Annotated in this window: 21 protein-coding genes and 1 pseudogene; 21 read left to right on the top strand and 1 reads right to left on the bottom strand. The window is 66.7% G+C overall.

Going from position 1 to position 13,884, the window contains the following annotated elements; all coding sequences use genetic code 11:
- From rplN to truA, 21 genes and pseudogenes are all read left to right on the top strand, one after another.
- Nucleotides 1–369, top strand: coding sequence for a 50S ribosomal protein L14 (gene rplN / locus LNW73_RS12835; RefSeq protein WP_073492414.1), 369 nt, complete (start codon nt 1–3; stop codon nt 367–369).
- A gap of 3 nt (nt 370–372) precedes the next feature.
- Nucleotides 373–696 carry a 50S ribosomal protein L24 gene (rplX, locus tag LNW73_RS12830; RefSeq protein ID WP_138352905.1) on the top strand — a complete coding sequence of 108 codons (324 nt, stop codon included), beginning with the start codon at nt 373–375 and terminating at the stop codon, nt 694–696.
- Nucleotides 696–1,253: a 50S ribosomal protein L5 gene (gene rplE, locus LNW73_RS12825; protein WP_138352906.1), complete on the top strand. Its 558-nt coding sequence runs from the start codon at nt 696–698 to the stop codon at nt 1,251–1,253. The genes rplX and rplE overlap by 1 nt, the downstream gene beginning before the upstream one ends.
- A 2-nt stretch (nt 1,254–1,255) precedes the next feature.
- Complete coding sequence (locus LNW73_RS12820) at nt 1,256–1,441, top strand: type Z 30S ribosomal protein S14 (RefSeq protein WP_073492416.1); 186 nt, start codon at nt 1,256–1,258, stop codon at nt 1,439–1,441.
- A 219-nt stretch (nt 1,442–1,660) separates the two neighbouring features.
- Entirely contained in the window at nt 1,661–2,059 is a 399-nt protein-coding gene (gene rpsH, locus LNW73_RS12815) for a 30S ribosomal protein S8 (RefSeq protein WP_138352907.1), read from the top strand.
- A gap of 21 nt (nt 2,060–2,080) precedes the next feature.
- Nucleotides 2,081–2,620, top strand: a complete 540-nt coding sequence (gene rplF, locus LNW73_RS12810; RefSeq protein WP_138352908.1) for a 50S ribosomal protein L6 — start codon at nt 2,081–2,083, stop codon at nt 2,618–2,620.
- Between the two features lie 2 nt (nt 2,621–2,622).
- Nucleotides 2,623–3,006, top strand: a complete 384-nt coding sequence (rplR, locus tag LNW73_RS12805) for a 50S ribosomal protein L18 (RefSeq protein WP_138352909.1) — start codon at nt 2,623–2,625, stop codon at nt 3,004–3,006.
- Between the two features lie 43 nt (nt 3,007–3,049).
- Nucleotides 3,050–3,649, top strand: coding sequence for a 30S ribosomal protein S5 (gene rpsE / locus LNW73_RS12800; protein ID WP_250989998.1), 600 nt, complete (start codon nt 3,050–3,052; stop codon nt 3,647–3,649).
- Entirely contained in the window at nt 3,649–3,831 is a 183-nt protein-coding gene (gene rpmD, locus LNW73_RS12795) for a 50S ribosomal protein L30 (RefSeq protein ID WP_138352911.1), read from the top strand. The genes rpsE and rpmD overlap by 1 nt, the downstream gene beginning before the upstream one ends.
- A gap of 1 nt (nt 3,832) precedes the next feature.
- Nucleotides 3,833–4,297, top strand: a complete 465-nt coding sequence (rplO, locus tag LNW73_RS12790) for a 50S ribosomal protein L15 (RefSeq protein ID WP_250989997.1) — start codon at nt 3,833–3,835, stop codon at nt 4,295–4,297.
- A 316-nt stretch (nt 4,298–4,613) separates the two neighbouring features.
- Nucleotides 4,614–5,927 carry a preprotein translocase subunit SecY gene (gene secY, locus LNW73_RS12785; RefSeq protein WP_138352913.1) on the top strand — a complete coding sequence of 438 codons (1,314 nt, stop codon included), beginning with the start codon at nt 4,614–4,616 and terminating at the stop codon, nt 5,925–5,927.
- The gene (locus LNW73_RS12780) at nt 5,927–6,586 is read left to right on the top strand and encodes an adenylate kinase (RefSeq protein WP_250989996.1); all 660 of its coding nucleotides are present in this window, start codon (nt 5,927–5,929) and stop codon (nt 6,584–6,586) included. The genes secY and LNW73_RS12780 overlap by 1 nt, the downstream gene beginning before the upstream one ends.
- A 90-nt stretch (nt 6,587–6,676) precedes the next feature.
- A complete protein-coding gene (map, locus tag LNW73_RS12775; protein ID WP_250989995.1) occupies nt 6,677–7,513 on the top strand; it encodes a type I methionyl aminopeptidase in 837 nt (278 codons plus the stop codon).
- 181 nt (nt 7,514–7,694) lie between these two features.
- Nucleotides 7,695–7,916 (top strand): translation initiation factor IF-1, encoded by a 222-nt coding sequence (gene infA, locus LNW73_RS12770; protein WP_014047798.1) that lies wholly within the window; start codon nt 7,695–7,697, stop codon nt 7,914–7,916.
- Between the two features lie 59 nt (nt 7,917–7,975).
- Complete coding sequence (gene rpmJ / locus LNW73_RS12765) at nt 7,976–8,089, top strand: 50S ribosomal protein L36 (RefSeq protein WP_003956441.1); 114 nt, start codon at nt 7,976–7,978, stop codon at nt 8,087–8,089.
- Between the two features lie 173 nt (nt 8,090–8,262).
- Nucleotides 8,263–8,643, top strand: a complete 381-nt coding sequence (gene rpsM / locus LNW73_RS12760; protein WP_138352916.1) for a 30S ribosomal protein S13 — start codon at nt 8,263–8,265, stop codon at nt 8,641–8,643.
- A 99-nt stretch (nt 8,644–8,742) separates the two neighbouring features.
- On the top strand, nt 8,743–9,147 hold the full coding sequence (gene rpsK, locus LNW73_RS12755; RefSeq protein WP_138352917.1) for a 30S ribosomal protein S11: 405 nt from the start codon (nt 8,743–8,745) through the stop codon (nt 9,145–9,147).
- Between the two features lie 26 nt (nt 9,148–9,173).
- A pseudogene (gene rpsD / locus LNW73_RS12750) lies at nt 9,174–9,799 on the top strand (30S ribosomal protein S4).
- Nucleotides 9,800–9,916: 117 nt separating this feature from the next.
- The gene (locus tag LNW73_RS12745) at nt 9,917–10,939 is read left to right on the top strand and encodes a DNA-directed RNA polymerase subunit alpha (protein ID WP_033177813.1); all 1,023 of its coding nucleotides are present in this window, start codon (nt 9,917–9,919) and stop codon (nt 10,937–10,939) included.
- A gap of 152 nt (nt 10,940–11,091) precedes the next feature.
- The gene (rplQ, locus tag LNW73_RS12740) at nt 11,092–11,610 is read left to right on the top strand and encodes a 50S ribosomal protein L17 (protein WP_138352919.1); all 519 of its coding nucleotides are present in this window, start codon (nt 11,092–11,094) and stop codon (nt 11,608–11,610) included.
- 106 nt (nt 11,611–11,716) lie between these two features.
- Nucleotides 11,717–12,562 carry a tRNA pseudouridine(38-40) synthase TruA gene (gene truA, locus LNW73_RS12735; protein WP_250989994.1) on the top strand — a complete coding sequence of 282 codons (846 nt, stop codon included), beginning with the start codon at nt 11,717–11,719 and terminating at the stop codon, nt 12,560–12,562.
- Nucleotides 12,563–12,615: 53 nt separating this feature from the next.
- Here truA and LNW73_RS12730 read toward each other — a convergent pair whose 3' ends face one another.
- The gene (locus tag LNW73_RS12730; RefSeq protein ID WP_250989993.1) at nt 12,616–13,848 is read right to left on the bottom strand and encodes a hypothetical protein; all 1,233 of its coding nucleotides are present in this window, start codon (nt 13,846–13,848) and stop codon (nt 12,616–12,618) included.
- Nucleotides 13,849–13,884: the final 36 nt, after the last annotated feature.

The following is a 13,884-nucleotide window of genomic DNA, read 5'->3' as shown; positions in this document are numbered from 1 at the left end:
GTGATCCAGCAGGAGTCGCGACTGCGGATCGCCGACAACACTGGTGCGAAGGAAATCCTTTGCATCCGTGTTCTCGGTGGTTCGGGTCGCCGCTACGCGGGAATCGGTGACGTCATCGTTGCCACCGTCAAGGACGCGATCCCCGGTGGCAACGTGAAGAAGGGCGAGGTCGTCAAGGCGGTCATCGTCCGGACCGTCAAGGAGCGCCGTCGCGCAGACGGCTCGTACATCCGGTTCGACGAGAACGCCGCCGTCATTCTGAAGAACGACGGCGACCCCCGCGGCACCCGTATCTTCGGCCCGGTGGGCCGTGAGCTGCGCGAGAAGAAGTTCATGAAGATCGTTTCTCTCGCGCCGGAGGTGCTGTAACCGATGAAGATCAAGAAGGGCGACCTGGTCCAGGTCATCACCGGTAAGGACCGCGGCAAGCAGGGCAAGGTCATTGTGGCCTACCCCACTGAGAGCCGTGTCCTCGTCGAGGGTGTCAACCGGGTCAAGAAGCACACCAAGGCCGGCCAGTCCGACCGCGGTAGCAAGACCGGTGGGATCATCACGACCGAGGCCCCGATTCACATCAGCAACGTTCAGCTGATCGTGGAGAAGGACGGCAAGAAGGTCGTTACCCGCGTCGGTTACCGCTTCGACGACGAAGGCAACAAGATCCGCGTTGCCAAGCGGACGGGTGAGGACATCTGATGACTGCCACCACCACGCCGCGTCTGAAGACGCGCTACCGCGAGGAAATCTCGGGCAAGCTGCACGAGGAGTTCTCTTTCGAGAACGTCATGCAGATCCCGGGTCTGACCAAGATCGTGGTCAACATGGGTGTGGGCGACGCCGCCCGCGACTCCAAGCTGATCGAGGGCGCGATTCGCGACCTCGCCACGATCACCGGCCAGAAGCCGCAGGTCACCAAGGCCCGCAAGTCCATCGCGCAGTTCAAGCTGCGTGAGGGCCAGCCGATCGGCGCCCACGTCACCCTCCGCGGTGACCGTATGTGGGAGTTCCTGGACCGCGTGCTGTCACTCGCACTGCCGCGTATCCGTGACTTCCGCGGCCTGTCGCCGAAGCAGTTCGACGGCCGGGGCAACTACACCTTCGGTCTCACGGAGCAGGTCATGTTCCACGAGATCGACCAGGACAAGATCGACCGGGTCCGGGGCATGGACATCACCGTGGTTACCACGGCGACCAACGACGACGAGGGTCGTGCCCTGCTTCGTCACCTCGGCTTCCCGTTCAAGGAGATGTGACCGTGGCGAAGAAGGCTCTGATCGCTAAGGCCGCTCGCAAGCCCAAGTTCGCTGTGCGCGGTTACAACCGCTGCCAGCGCTGTGGCCGGCCGCACTCTGTCTACCGCAAGTTCGGCCTCTGCCGCGTGTGCCTTCGTGAGATGGCTCACCGTGGCGAGCTGCCGGGCGTGACCAAGAGCTCCTGGTAGATCCGGTTCCCTTCGGGGAATCCGGTGACCAGGAACTCTCGGTAAGCATCTGGACGTCAGGAGCCCGGCTCCCGCTGCCGTAAGGTAGAGGGGTTGGGCGCCTGGCGCCCATGACCGACTTACTACGCCGTAGGTCCCCGCGCCGCACCCGTCCCGACATTGCTCGGGGAGAAGGATGGCGCAATGGAAACCCCGGCGAGAGAGGCCTAGGGCCAACTCATGACCATGACCGACCCCATCGCAGACATGCTGACCCGTCTGCGTAATGCGAACTCGGCGTATCACGATGACGTCGTGATGCCGTTCAGCAAGATCAAGTCGCACATCGCGGAGATCCTCCAGCAGGAGGGTTACATCACCGGCTGGAAGGTCGAGGATGCCGAGGTTGGCAAGAACCTCATCCTCGAGCTGAAGTTCGGTCCGAGCCGTGAGCGCTCGATCGCCGGCATCAAGCGCATCAGCAAGCCGGGCCTTCGGGTCTACGCAAAGTCCACCAATCTGCCCAAGGTGCTCGGCGGCCTGGGCGTGGCGATCATCTCCACGTCCCACGGTCTCCTCACCGGCCAGCAGGCCAGCAAGAAGGGCGTAGGTGGGGAAGTCCTCGCCTACGTCTGGTAATCGGGAACAGGAGGCATTGCAATGTCGCGCATCGGCAAGCTGCCCATCCCGGTTCCCGCCGGCGTGGACGTCACCATCGACGGCCGTACGGTCTCGGTGAAGGGCCCCAAGGGTTCCCTCTCCCACACCGTCGCTGCCCCGATCGATGTCGCCAAGGACGAGACCGGCACGCTCATCGTGTCGCGTCCTAACGACGAGCGTGTTTCGAAGGCCCTGCACGGCCTGTCCCGCACGCTGGTGGCGAACATGATCACTGGCGTGACCGCGGGTTACAGCAAGGCGCTCGAGATCAACGGCGTCGGCTACCGCGTCCAGGCGAAGGGCTCCAATCTGGAGTTCGCCCTGGGCTACAGCCACCCCGTCGTGATCGAGCCGCCGGAGGGCATCTCGTTCAAGGTGGAGTCGCCGACCAAGCTGAGTGTCGAGGGAATCGACAAGCAGAAGGTCGGCGAGGTAGCCGCGAACATCCGCAAGCTGCGGAAGCCCGACCCGTACAAGGGCAAGGGTGTTAAGTACGCGGGCGAAGTCATCCGCCGCAAGGTCGGAAAGGCTGGTAAGTAGCCATGGCATACGGTGTAAAAATCGCCAAGGGCAAGGCTTACAAGGGCGCGGCTCTCAAGCGTCGCCACATCCGCGTCCGCAAGCGGATCTCGGGCACGGAGGCGCGTCCGCGTCTCGTCGTGACCAGGTCCAACCGCGGCATCGTGGCGCAGGTCATCGACGACCTCGCGGGGCACACCCTCGCGTCGGCGTCGACCCTCGACCCGTCCATCCGTGGCGGCGAAGGCGACAAGTCCTCCAAGGCGAAGCAGGTCGGCCAGCTCGTGGCCGAGCGTGCCAAGGCCGCGGGTATTGAGACTGTCGTATTCGACCGTGGCGGCAATCAGTACGCAGGGCGCATTGCCGCCCTCGCGGATGCCGCCCGCGAAGCCGGACTCGAGTTCTGAGTTCGTCCCGCAGCTAGCGGATCAACGAAGAGAGGTAATTCCAATGGCTGGACCCCAGCGCCGCGGCAGCGGTGCCGGTGGCGGCGAGCGTGACCGCAAGTCTGGACGGGGCGGCCCGCAGGCCGAGAAGACCGCCTACGTCGAGCGTGTTGTCGCGATCAACCGCGTCGCCAAGGTAGTCAAGGGTGGTCGTCGCTTCAGCTTCACCGCGCTGGTCGTGGTGGGCGATGGTGACGGCACCGTCGGTGTCGGTTATGGCAAGGCCAAGGAAGTTCCGGCCGCCATCGCCAAGGGTGTCGAGGAAGCGAAGAAGAACTTCTTCAAGGTTCCCCGCATCCAGGGCACCATCCCGCACCCGATCCAGGGCGAGAAGGCCGCGGGCGTCGTTCTGCTCAAGCCTGCTTCCCCCGGTACCGGTGTTATCGCCGGTGGCCCGGTGCGCGCCGTACTCGAGTGCGCCGGTATCCACGACGTGCTGTCCAAGAGCCTCGGCTCGGACAACGCGATCAACATCGTGCACGCCACGGTGGCCGCGCTTCAGGGCCTTCAGCGCCCCGAGGAGATCGCCGCCCGTCGTGGCCTGCCGCTGGAGGACGTCGCGCCCGCAGCTCTGCTGCGTGCACGTGCCGGGGTGGGTGCCTGATGGCTCGCCTCAAGGTCACGCAGATCAAGTCCTACATCGGTAGCAAGCAGAACCACCGTGACACCCTGCGTTCGCTCGGGCTCAAGCGCCTGAACGACGTGGTGGTCAAGGAGGACCGTCCGGAGATTCGCGGAATGGTCCAGACCGTCCGCCACCTCGTCACGGTCGAGGAGGTTGACTGACATGGGTGCTGAGAACCCGCTGAACCCCCTGAAGGTCCACAACCTGCGTCCCGCCCCGGGTGCCAAGACCGCCAAGACCCGTGTGGGTCGTGGCGAGGCGTCCAAGGGTAAGACCGCTGGTCGTGGTACCAAGGGCACCAAGGCCCGTTACCAGGTTCCGGCTCGCTTTGAGGGTGGGCAGATGCCCCTCCACATGCGCCTGCCGAAGCTCAAGGGCTTCAAGAACCCGTTCCGCGTCGAGTTCCAGGTCGTGAACCTGGACAAGCTCACCGCCCTCTACCCCGAGGGTGGAGAGGTCACGGTGGCCGATCTGGTCGCCAAGGGCGCGGTACGTAAGAACCAGCTCGTCAAGGTGCTCGGCACCGGCGAGATCACCGTGGCGCTGCAGGTTTCGGTTGACGCCGTCTCCGGCTCCGCCAAGGAGAAGATCGCTGCTGCCGGCGGCACCGTCACCGAGCTCATCTGAGTCTCGGCGACTGCTGCTGACAGCGACTGAATCGGGCCCGTTCCTCCTCGGAGGGACGGGCCCGATTCGGTAGCGGGCACCCAAGGACATACCGCGCAAGTACGACTCTGTCGTGTCTCTACCGGGTGGCGATCGCCAACTGGGGGAGACACGCGCTTCATACGGACCGCCACGCGCTGTTAGAGTCCGTTGGGTCGACTGGCGAAACTGCCCGCAGACTGTCCTCGCGCCCCATCCCGGCCGGTGATCCGCCGTCCGTGACAGACCATCTCGACCGACCCTTCCGCCCTGCTGCGCGGAAGGTGCAGGAGGCACCGTGCTCACCGCGTTCGCCCAGGCGTTCAAAACGCCTGACCTGCGCAAGAAGCTGCTGTTCACGCTGGGCATCATGGTGCTGTTCCGGCTCGGGGCGCACGTCCCGGTGCCAGGGGTGGACTACAAGGTCGTCAACGCGTGCATCAAGGACGCGGGCGGCGGGCAGGGCCTCTTCAGCCTGGTCAACCTCTTCAGCGGTGGTGCACTGCTCCAGCTGACCATCTTCGCGCTCGGGATCATGCCGTACATCACGGCGAGCATCATCCTGCAGCTGCTGACCGTGGTGATCCCACGCCTCGAAGCCCTCAAGAAGGAGGGCCAGGCGGGCACCGCGAAGATCACGCAGTACACCCGATACCTGACCGTGGCGCTGGCGATCCTGCAGGGCACCGGCCTGGTGGCCACCGCCCGCGGCGGCAGCCTCTTCTCCAGCTGCACCCAGCGCTACGACATCATCTCCAGCAAGTCGATCTTCACCACCGTCACGATGGTGGTCACGATGACCGCCGGTACCGTGATGATCATGTGGCTCGGCGAGCTCATCACCGACCGCGGCATCGGCAACGGTATGTCGATCCTGATGTTCGTCTCGATCGCGGCCGGCTTCCCGGGCGCCCTGTGGTCCATCAAGAGCTCCGGCAAGATCATGGGCGGCTGGTTCGAGTTCTTCATCGTCATCCTGATCGGCCTGGTGATGGTGGCCCTTGTGGTCTTCGTCGAACAGGCGCAACGCAGGATCCCGGTGCAGTACGCGAAGCGCATGATCGGTCGGCGGTCCTACGGCGGAACGTCCACGTATATCCCGCTCAAGGTGAACCAGGCGGGTGTGATTCCCGTCATCTTCGCCTCGTCGTTGCTCTACATTCCGGCCCTTGTCGTTCAGTTCAGCGGGTCGACAGCACCGTGGGCCCAGTGGGTCAGCGTCAACCTGACCAAGGGCGATCACCCCGCCTACCTGGCCGCTTACTTCCTGTTGATCGTCTTCTTCGCCTTCTTCTACGTCGCGATCTCGTTCAACCCCGAGGAAGTCGCCGACAATATGAAGAAGTATGGTGGCTTCATCCCGGGTATCCGGGCCGGTCGACCTACTGCTGAATACCTGAGCTACGTGCTGAACAGGATCACGTGGCCGGGATCGCTGTATCTGGGGCTCATCGCTCTCGTTCCCACCGTTGCCATCGCCTTGTTCAACGGCAGCACCAACTTCCCGTTCGGCGGGACCAGCATCCTGATCATCGTGGGTGTCGGCCTGGAGACCGTGAAGCAGATCGAGAGCCAGCTCCAGCAGCGCAACTACGAAGGGTTCCTCCGCTGATGCGAATCGTCCTCGTCGGGCCGCCTGGGGCCGGCAAGGGTACGCAGGCTGCGTTCCTCGCCAAGAACCTGTCGATCCCGCACATCTCGACGGGCGACCTCTTCCGCGCGAACATCAGCCAGGGCACCGCCCTGGGCAAGCAGGCGAAGTCCTACATGGACGCCGGCAACCTGGTGCCCGACGAAGTGACCATCGGGATGGCGAAGGACCGGCTCGACGAGTCGGACACCGAGGGCGGCTTCCTGCTCGACGGTTTCCCGCGCAACGTGCACCAGGCCGAGGCGCTCGACGCCTACCTGGTCGAGCGCGGTATCGCGCTCGACGGGGTCCTGGACCTGGAGGTCCCGGAGGACGAGGTCGTCAAGCGGATCGCCGGCCGGCGTACCTGCCGCCTCGACTCGGCGCACACCTTCCACATCACGTACAAGCAGCCCAAGGTCGAGGGTGTCTGCGACGAGTGCGGCGGCGAGCTCTACCAGCGGGACGACGACTCCGAGGCGACCGTGCGCAACCGCCTCGCCGTCTACCACCGCGAGACCGAGCCGATCATCGACTACTACAAGCAGCAGGACCTGGTGGCGACGATCTCGGCGCTCGGTCCGGTCGCGGAAGTCACCCAGCGGGCGATGGACGCACTGAAGAGCAACAAGAGCGCGTAGTACCCACACGTACACAGGTCGGCCGCGGTGCCCAGGTGGCACCGCGGCCGTACTGTTTGAGTGACGACTTTTTCAGAGAGGGCCACAGGCATGGTCGAGATCAAGACCCCGGAGCAGATCGCCAAGATGCGCGAGGCGGGGTTGGTCGTCGCGGCCATCCACCGGGCGTGCGGCGAGGCCGCGGTTCCGGGCGTGAGCACCAAGGAGCTCGACGAGATCGCCGCGAAGGTGATCGCCGAGCACGGTGCCAAGCCGAACTTCCTCGGATACGGCGGCTTCACCGGCAACATCTGCACCTCGGTCAACGATGTCGTGGTGCACGGCATCCCGGACCGGGAGACCGTCCTGAAGGACGGCGACCTCATCTCCATCGACGCGGGCGCCATCATCGACGGCTGGCACGGCGACGCGGCCTTCACGGCCTTCGTGGGCACCGGTCACGCTCCGGAGCTCATCGAGCTGAGCCGGGTGACCGAGGAGTCCATGTGGGCCGGTATCGCCGCGATGAAGAAGGGCAACCGGCTCTCCGACGTCTCGGCGGCGATCGAGGGGTACATCCGCCGCCAGCCGCGGCCGGCCTCCGGCAAGTACGGCATCGTCGAGGAGTACGGCGGCCACGGCATCGGCTCCGAGATGCACATGGACCCGCATCTGCTGAACTACGTCAACAAGAAGCGCGGCCGGGGCATCAAGCTGGTGCCGGGCGTCTGCCTGGCCATCGAGCCGATGGTCACCCTCGGCACCCCGCACACCCACGTCCTCGAGGACGAGTGGACGGTCAAGAGCGACGACGGGTCCTGGTCCAGTCACTGGGAGCACTCGATCGCGCTGACCGAGCAGGGCCCGCTGGTGCTCACCGCCGTCGACGGCGGCAAGGCGAAGCTGGCGGAGTACGGCATCACGGCGGCCCCCGACCCGCTGGCGTGAGCCGCGGACGGTCGTCGGATGCTGTTGGGCCGGGTGGAGTAACGATCACCCAACGTGGGCATCTACCCCGGATTCGTCATTCCGGGGTGCCTGCCGTAGACTGACACGTCGGCTCATGTATACCCGCATGTCTGCGTGATTTACCTGAGCCGATCAAGGTAGCCGATTCGAAGGGCGAAGCGTGGCCAAGAAGCAAGGTGCCATCGAAATCGAGGGCACCGTGATCGAGTCTCTCCCGAACGCGATGTTCCGGGTAGAGCTCCAGAACGGTCACAAGGTCCTCGCGCACATCAGCGGCAAGATGCGTATGCACTACATCCGCATCCTTCCCGATGACAGGGTCGTTGTGGAGCTGTCTCCCTACGACTTGACGCGCGGACGGATCGTCTACCGCTACAAGTAGATCTCGCTGCTGCCCCGCTCCCGTGGGGCGATGGCACGACCCGGAGAACCTGACATCACATGAAGGTCAAGCCGAGCGTCAAGAAGATCTGCGACAAGTGCAAGGTGATCCGCCGTCACGGTCGGGTCATGGTCATCTGCGACAACCTGCGCCACAAGCAGCGCCAGGGCTGACGCACGACCTGCAACTCGCAGTTCTTCCCGCGACGCACACACAGTAATTACGCAGTCACCCGTCCCGGTACGCCGGGACGACACCTTCGGCGGGGGCCGAGGACCCGGAACGTACCTCGTACGGCGGCCGGGAACGGTACTGCGGAAGACCTCCGAATCAACAGGAGCCATGAATGGCACGCCTTTCCGGCGTTGACCTCCCGCGTGAGAAGCGCGTGGAGATCGCCCTCACCTACGTCTTCGGCATCGGTCGCACCCGTGCCCAGGAGACCCTGAAGAACACTGGTGTGAACCCCGACATCCGCGTTCGCGACCTTGCCGAGGAAGACCTCGTCAAGCTCCGCGACTACGTGGACGCCAACTTCAAGACCGAGGGTGACCTCCGTCGCGAGGTGCAGGCCGACATCCGCCGCAAGGTGGAGATCGGCTGCTACCAGGGTCTGCGTCACCGTCGTGGCCTTCCGGTCCACGGTCAGCGCACGCACACCAACGCTCGTACCCGTAAGGGTCCGCGTCGCGCCATCGCCGGTAAGAAGAAGCCGGGCAAGAAGTAGTCCTAGCGGACGCAACTGCGGTGCCGCCGGGGGGCGACCCCGGATCTCCGCAGAAGAAAGCGGTTCGCTCAGGACCGACCACCTCCACGGGAGTAATACATGCCTCCGAAGGGCCGTCAGGGCGCAGTCAAGAAGGTGCGCCGCAAGGAAAAGAAGAACGTCGCTCATGGGCACGCCCACATCAAGAGCACGTTCAACAACACGATCGTCTCGATCACGGACCCCTCGGGCAACGTGATCGCTTGGGCCTCTGCCGGCCATGTCGGCTTCAAGGGCTCGCGCAAGTCGACTCCGTTCGCCGCGCAGATGGCCGCCGAATCGGCTGCCCGTCGCGCGCAGGAGCACGGCATGCGCAAGGTCGACGTCTTCGTCAAGGGTCCCGGCTCCGGCCGTGAGACCGCGATCCGCTCCCTCCAGGCCACTGGCCTCGAGGTCGGCTCGATTCAGGACGTCACCCCCACTCCGCACAACGGATGCCGCCCGCCCAAGCGCCGCCGCGTCTGACCACCTGAAGTAGGAGACAAGACAATATGGCGCGTTACACCGGGGCCGACTGCAAGCGTTGCCGTCGGGAGAAGCAGAAGCTGTTCCTCAAGGGCAGCAAGTGCGAGAGCGCAAAGTGCCCGATCGAGATCCGTCCTTACCCCCGGGTGAGCACGGCCGCGGGCGCACCAAGGACAGCGAGTACCTCCTTCAGCTTCGCGAGAAGCAGAAGTGTGCCCGTATCTACGGTGTACTCGAGAAGCAGTTCGTGAACTACTACAAGGAAGCGAACCAGAAGTCCGGCAAGACCGGTGAGAACCTTCTGCGCATCCTTGAGATCCGTCTCGACAACGTGGTCTACCGGGCCGGCTTCGCCAAGTCCCGTGACCACGCCCGTCAGCTGGTTCGTCACGGACACATCACCGTGAACGGCCGCAAGACCGACATCCCGTCGGCTCGCGTGGCTGTGAACGACATCGTCGAGGTTCGTGAGTCCTCGCGTCAGATGACCCCGTTCGTGGTCGCTGCCGCCGAGGCCGGCGAGAAGACCGTGCCCGCGTGGCTCGAGTCGATCCCGTCGAAGCTCCGGATCCTCGTGCACTCGCTGCCCGAGCGGCCTGTTATCGACACGCAGGTCCAGGAGCAGCTGATCGTGGAGCTCTACTCCAAGTAGTAGTGGCTCAGCGATACGGGCGGTACGACCTCGGGGGGACCCCTGGGGCCGTACCGCCCGTACCCTTGCAGTACCCCTCGGCATCAAATAGCGGATGCCGATGACTGGAGGAACATCATGCTTATCGCTCAGCGTCCGTCGCTGACCGAAGAGGTCGTCGACGAATTCCGCTCCCGGTTCGTGATCGAGCCGCTGGAGCCGGGCTTCGGCTACACCCTCGGAAACTCCCTTCGCCGCACGCTTCTCTCCTCGATCCCCGGTGCCGCTGTCACCAGCATCCGGGTCGACGGCGTTCTGCACGAGTTCACCACCGTGCCGGGCGTCAAGGAGGACGTGACCGACGTCATCCTCAACATCAAGCAGCTCGTCGTCTCCTCGGAGCACGACGAGCCCGTCGTGATGTACCTGCGCAAGCAGGGCCCGGGTGTCGTCACCGCCGCCGACATCGCGCCCCCGGCCGGTGTCGAGGTGCACAACCCCGACCTGGTTCTGGCCACCCTGAACGCCAAGGGCAAGCTGGAGATGGAGCTGACCGTCGAGCGCGGTCGCGGCTACGTCTCCGCCGTCCAGAACAAGCAGCAGGGCCAGGAGATCGGCCGTATCCCGGTCGACTCCATCTACAGCCCGGTGCTCAAGGTCACGTACAAGGTCGAGGCGACCCGTGTCGAGCAGCGCACCGACTTCGACAAGCTGATCGTCGACGTCGAGACCAAGCAGGCCATGCGCCCGCGCGACGCCATGGCGTCGGCCGGTAAGACCCTGGTCGAGCTGTTCGGCCTGGCCCGCGAGCTCAACGTCGACGCCGAGGGCATCGACATGGGCCCGTCCCCGACGGACGCCGCTCTGGCCGCCGATCTGGCGCTGCCGATCGAGGAGCTCGAGCTCACCGTTCGTTCGTACAACTGCCTCAAGCGCGAGGGCATCCACTCCGTGGGTGAGCTCGTCGCCCGCTCCGAGGCCGACCTGCTCGACATCCGCAACTTCGGTGCGAAGTCGATCGACGAGGTCAAGGCGAAGCTGGCCGGCATGGGCCTGGCCCTCAAGGACAGCCCGCCCGGATTCGACCCCACCGCCGCCGCCGACGCCTTCGGCGCCGACGACGACGTGGACGCCGGCTTCGTGGAGACCGAGCAGTACTGATCCGACTCCGTCGCGGAGGCGGGCGCGACCGCGGTTCACCCCGCCGGTCCCCGCCCCCGCGCGGTTCGGCAAGGACTTCTGGCAGGCACACGCCCGTCGGACACTGACACCGGTACCTGATCCGGCCGGTGCAGAAAAGAAGGAGAAAGACCATGCCTCAGCCCGCCAAGGGTGCCCGTCTGGGCGGCAGCGCCGCGCACGAGCGTCACCTGCTCGCGAACCTTGCGAAGGCGCTGTTCGAGCACGGCCGCATCACCACCACCGAGGCCAAGGCGCGTCGTCTGCGTCCGGTCGCGGAGCGCCTCATCACCAAGGCGAAGAAGGGCGACATCCACAACCGTCGCCAGGTGCTGGCCACCATCACCGACAAGAGCATCGTGCACACGCTCTTCACGGAGATCGGCCCGCGCTACGAGAACCGCCCCGGTGGTTACACGCGTATCACCAAGATCGGCAACCGTCGTGGCGACAACGCCCCGATGGCGGTCATCGAGCTGGTCGAGGCCCTGACCGTGGCCCAGGCCGCCACCGGTGAGGCCGAAGCCGCGACGAAGCGCGCGGTGAAGGAAGACACCCTCAAGAAGGACGACGCCGTCGAGGCGAAGTCCGACGAGGTCGTCGAGGACGCCAAGCCGGCCGAGAAGGCCGACGAGGAGTCGAAGGACGCCTGATCCAGGCGTTCGGCGTACTACGGACGGGCCCGCTCCCAGCTTCTGGGGGCGGGCCCGTTCCGCATGCACGGCATGATCAGCACCATCGGCACGAGAGGACCGCACGGTGAGCGACGAGGTGGAGCCCGGTTTCGTACGGGTGCGGCTGGACCTGTCGTACGACGGGGCCGAATTCTCCGGCTGGGCGAAGCAGCGGACCCGGCGCACCGTGCAGGGCGACCTGGAGGCGGCGCTGCAGACCGTCATGCGGCTGCGGGAGCCGGTCTCGCTGACCGTGGCGGGCCGTACGGACGCGGGGGTGCACGCGCGCGGCCAGGTCGCGCACCTGGACCTGGCCGAGGACGTGTGGGCCGAGCACGGCGAGAAGCTGCTCAGGCGGCTCGCGGGGAAGCTCCCGCAGGACGTGCGGGTGTGGCGGGTCGCGGTGGCCCCGCGGGCCTTCAACGCCCGGTTCTCGGCGATCTGGCGGCGTTACGCGTACCGGGTCGGCGACCAGCAGGCCGGGGTCGACCCGCTGCTGCGCGGGCACGTGCTGTGGCACGACCGGCCGCTGGACGTGGACCTCATGAACGAGGCGGCCGGGAAGCTGCTCGGGGAGCACGATTTCGCGGCGTACTGCAAGAAGCGCGAGGGTGCGACGACCATCCGCAAGCTGCTCAATCTGCACTGGGAGCGCACGCCCGAGGGCATCGCCGTCGCGACCGTGCGGGCCGACGCGTTCTGCCACAACATGGTGCGGGCGCTGGTCGGCTCCATGCTGCTGGTCGGGGACGGGCACCGGCCGGCGGAGTTCCCCGGCGAGGTGCTGGCCGGCGGGGTCCGCAATTCCGCGGTCAATGTGGTGCGCCCGCACGGGCTGACGCTGGAGGAGGTCGGCTACCCCGCGGACGACCAGCTCGCGGCCCGCAACCTGCTGGCCCGCAATCTGCGGACGCTGCCCGGCTGCCTCTGAGCTGCCGGGTCCGGCGGGGTCCAGGGACCCCGCCGGACCCAGGTCGTGTCTTCCTAGTTCCCGGCTGCCGTGTCGCGCGCCGCGGCGTCCTTGCCCCGCTGCACGATCCGCTCGAAGGCGAAGTTCGACGCGTCGGTCCCGGCCTGCTTGGAAGCGGTGTCGGCGGCGGTGGCGGTCGTGCCGTTCTTCGGCCCCGAGATCGTGAAGTAGGCGTAGCGGCCGACCGCGTTGGAGGTCGTCCAGCAGGACACGTTGTGGCAGAACGTGCTGACTCCGCCGCCGTTCAGCGGCAGCAGGAACCGCGGGGTGGCCTTGGCCTTGAGGGCCGGCGCCTTGTCGTCGAAGACCGCGACGCCGACGGTGACCGCGGAGCCGCCCAGCACGTACGTCGCCCGGATCACCTGGCGGCAGTGGTTCTGCGGCAGCGCCGTCGCGAGGCCGTCGGTGGCCGCCGCGGCGCAGCTCGTCGTCTGGGTGCCGGCGGTCCTGGTGTACGTCCGGCCCGCGATCGTCATCAGCTTGCCGGGGAAGAGGGTCTCCGCGCTGACGGGGGCGGTGTCCTTCTTGGCCGTGGAGATGTAGTCGAGGGGGTTCTTCGGGGGCGGCGGCGCGACCGAGGAGAACGACGGCTCGGGCGGCAGCGGCTGGGAGGGCGCCGTGGTGGTGGGGCCGGCCTTCGGCTTGCCGTCGGTCTTGTTGGACGCCACGACGGCGGCCGCGACGATCCCCGCGACGGCCACCGCGGCGAGCGCTCCGCCGCCGACCATGAACAGCTTGCGGCGCTTCGCCGCGGCCTCGCGCTGCGCGGCGAGCGCTCCCCAGTCGGGGGCGTTGGTCTGCGGGGCCTGCGGGAAGGCGCCGGGGCCGGCCGCCGGGCCCTGCGACTGCTGGGGGAAGGACGGCGGGGCGCCGCCGGCGCCGAGGCCGCTCGTCGGCGGGGCCCAGGCGGGAGCCTGCGGTGTGTCGGGGCCGCCCTGCGCGGGCTGCTGGGGCTGCTGCCGGTCCCGGTCGGACTGCTGGGCGCCGGCCGGGGGCCAGGCCTGCGCTCCGGGGCCGTACGGGTCCGGCTGCGCCTGCGGGGCGGTGCCGTCGGGAGCGGTGCCCCCGGGTATCCGCGGTGGCTGCGGGGCGCCCGCCGCGGGCGGTCCGGCCTGGTAGGGGAGCGGCCGGGACGGGATGACCCGCCCCTCCAGCACCTCGCGCCGGCCCTCGCCCTCGGACTCGGGCGGGGTGGGCGCCGTGAAGCCCTGGCGCGGGTCGTGGGGAGGCGTGGGCCCATCAGTCATGACGCGCATCATATTCGGCGAACGGGTGACGCGGAC

The sequence above is a fragment of the Streptomyces sp. RKAG337 genome, assembly GCF_023701715.1.
In the GTDB taxonomy this organism is placed as follows: Bacteria; Actinomycetota; Actinomycetes; order Streptomycetales; family Streptomycetaceae; genus Actinacidiphila.
This window is presented reverse-complemented; position numbering and strand designations above follow the sequence as displayed.

Excerpts from the sequence above, each read along its gene's own strand:
- rplX (WP_138352905.1), top strand. The coding sequence starts at position 373 with ATGAAGATCAAGAAGGGCGACCTGGTCCAGGTCATCACCGGTAAGGAC.
- rplE (WP_138352906.1), top strand. The coding sequence starts at position 696 with ATGACTGCCACCACCACGCCGCGTCTGAAGACGCGCTACCGCGAGGAA.
- rpsH (WP_138352907.1), top strand. The coding sequence starts at position 1,661 with ATGACCATGACCGACCCCATCGCAGACATGCTGACCCGTCTGCGTAAT.
- rplF (WP_138352908.1), top strand. The coding sequence starts at position 2,081 with ATGTCGCGCATCGGCAAGCTGCCCATCCCGGTTCCCGCCGGCGTGGAC.
- rplR (WP_138352909.1), top strand. The coding sequence starts at position 2,623 with ATGGCATACGGTGTAAAAATCGCCAAGGGCAAGGCTTACAAGGGCGCG.
- rpsE (WP_250989998.1), top strand. The coding sequence starts at position 3,050 with ATGGCTGGACCCCAGCGCCGCGGCAGCGGTGCCGGTGGCGGCGAGCGT.
- rpmD (WP_138352911.1), top strand. The coding sequence starts at position 3,649 with ATGGCTCGCCTCAAGGTCACGCAGATCAAGTCCTACATCGGTAGCAAG.
- rplO (WP_250989997.1), top strand. The coding sequence starts at position 3,833 with ATGGGTGCTGAGAACCCGCTGAACCCCCTGAAGGTCCACAACCTGCGT.
- LNW73_RS12780 (WP_250989996.1), top strand. The coding sequence starts at position 5,927 with ATGCGAATCGTCCTCGTCGGGCCGCCTGGGGCCGGCAAGGGTACGCAG.
- map (WP_250989995.1), top strand. The coding sequence starts at position 6,677 with ATGGTCGAGATCAAGACCCCGGAGCAGATCGCCAAGATGCGCGAGGCG.
- rpmJ (WP_003956441.1), top strand. The coding sequence starts at position 7,976 with ATGAAGGTCAAGCCGAGCGTCAAGAAGATCTGCGACAAGTGCAAGGTG.
- rpsM (WP_138352916.1), top strand. The coding sequence starts at position 8,263 with ATGGCACGCCTTTCCGGCGTTGACCTCCCGCGTGAGAAGCGCGTGGAG.
- rpsK (WP_138352917.1), top strand. The coding sequence starts at position 8,743 with ATGCCTCCGAAGGGCCGTCAGGGCGCAGTCAAGAAGGTGCGCCGCAAG.
- LNW73_RS12745 (WP_033177813.1), top strand. The coding sequence starts at position 9,917 with ATGCTTATCGCTCAGCGTCCGTCGCTGACCGAAGAGGTCGTCGACGAA.
- rplQ (WP_138352919.1), top strand. The coding sequence starts at position 11,092 with ATGCCTCAGCCCGCCAAGGGTGCCCGTCTGGGCGGCAGCGCCGCGCAC.
- LNW73_RS12730 (WP_250989993.1), bottom strand. The coding sequence starts at position 13,848 with ATGACTGATGGGCCCACGCCTCCCCACGACCCGCGCCAGGGCTTCACG.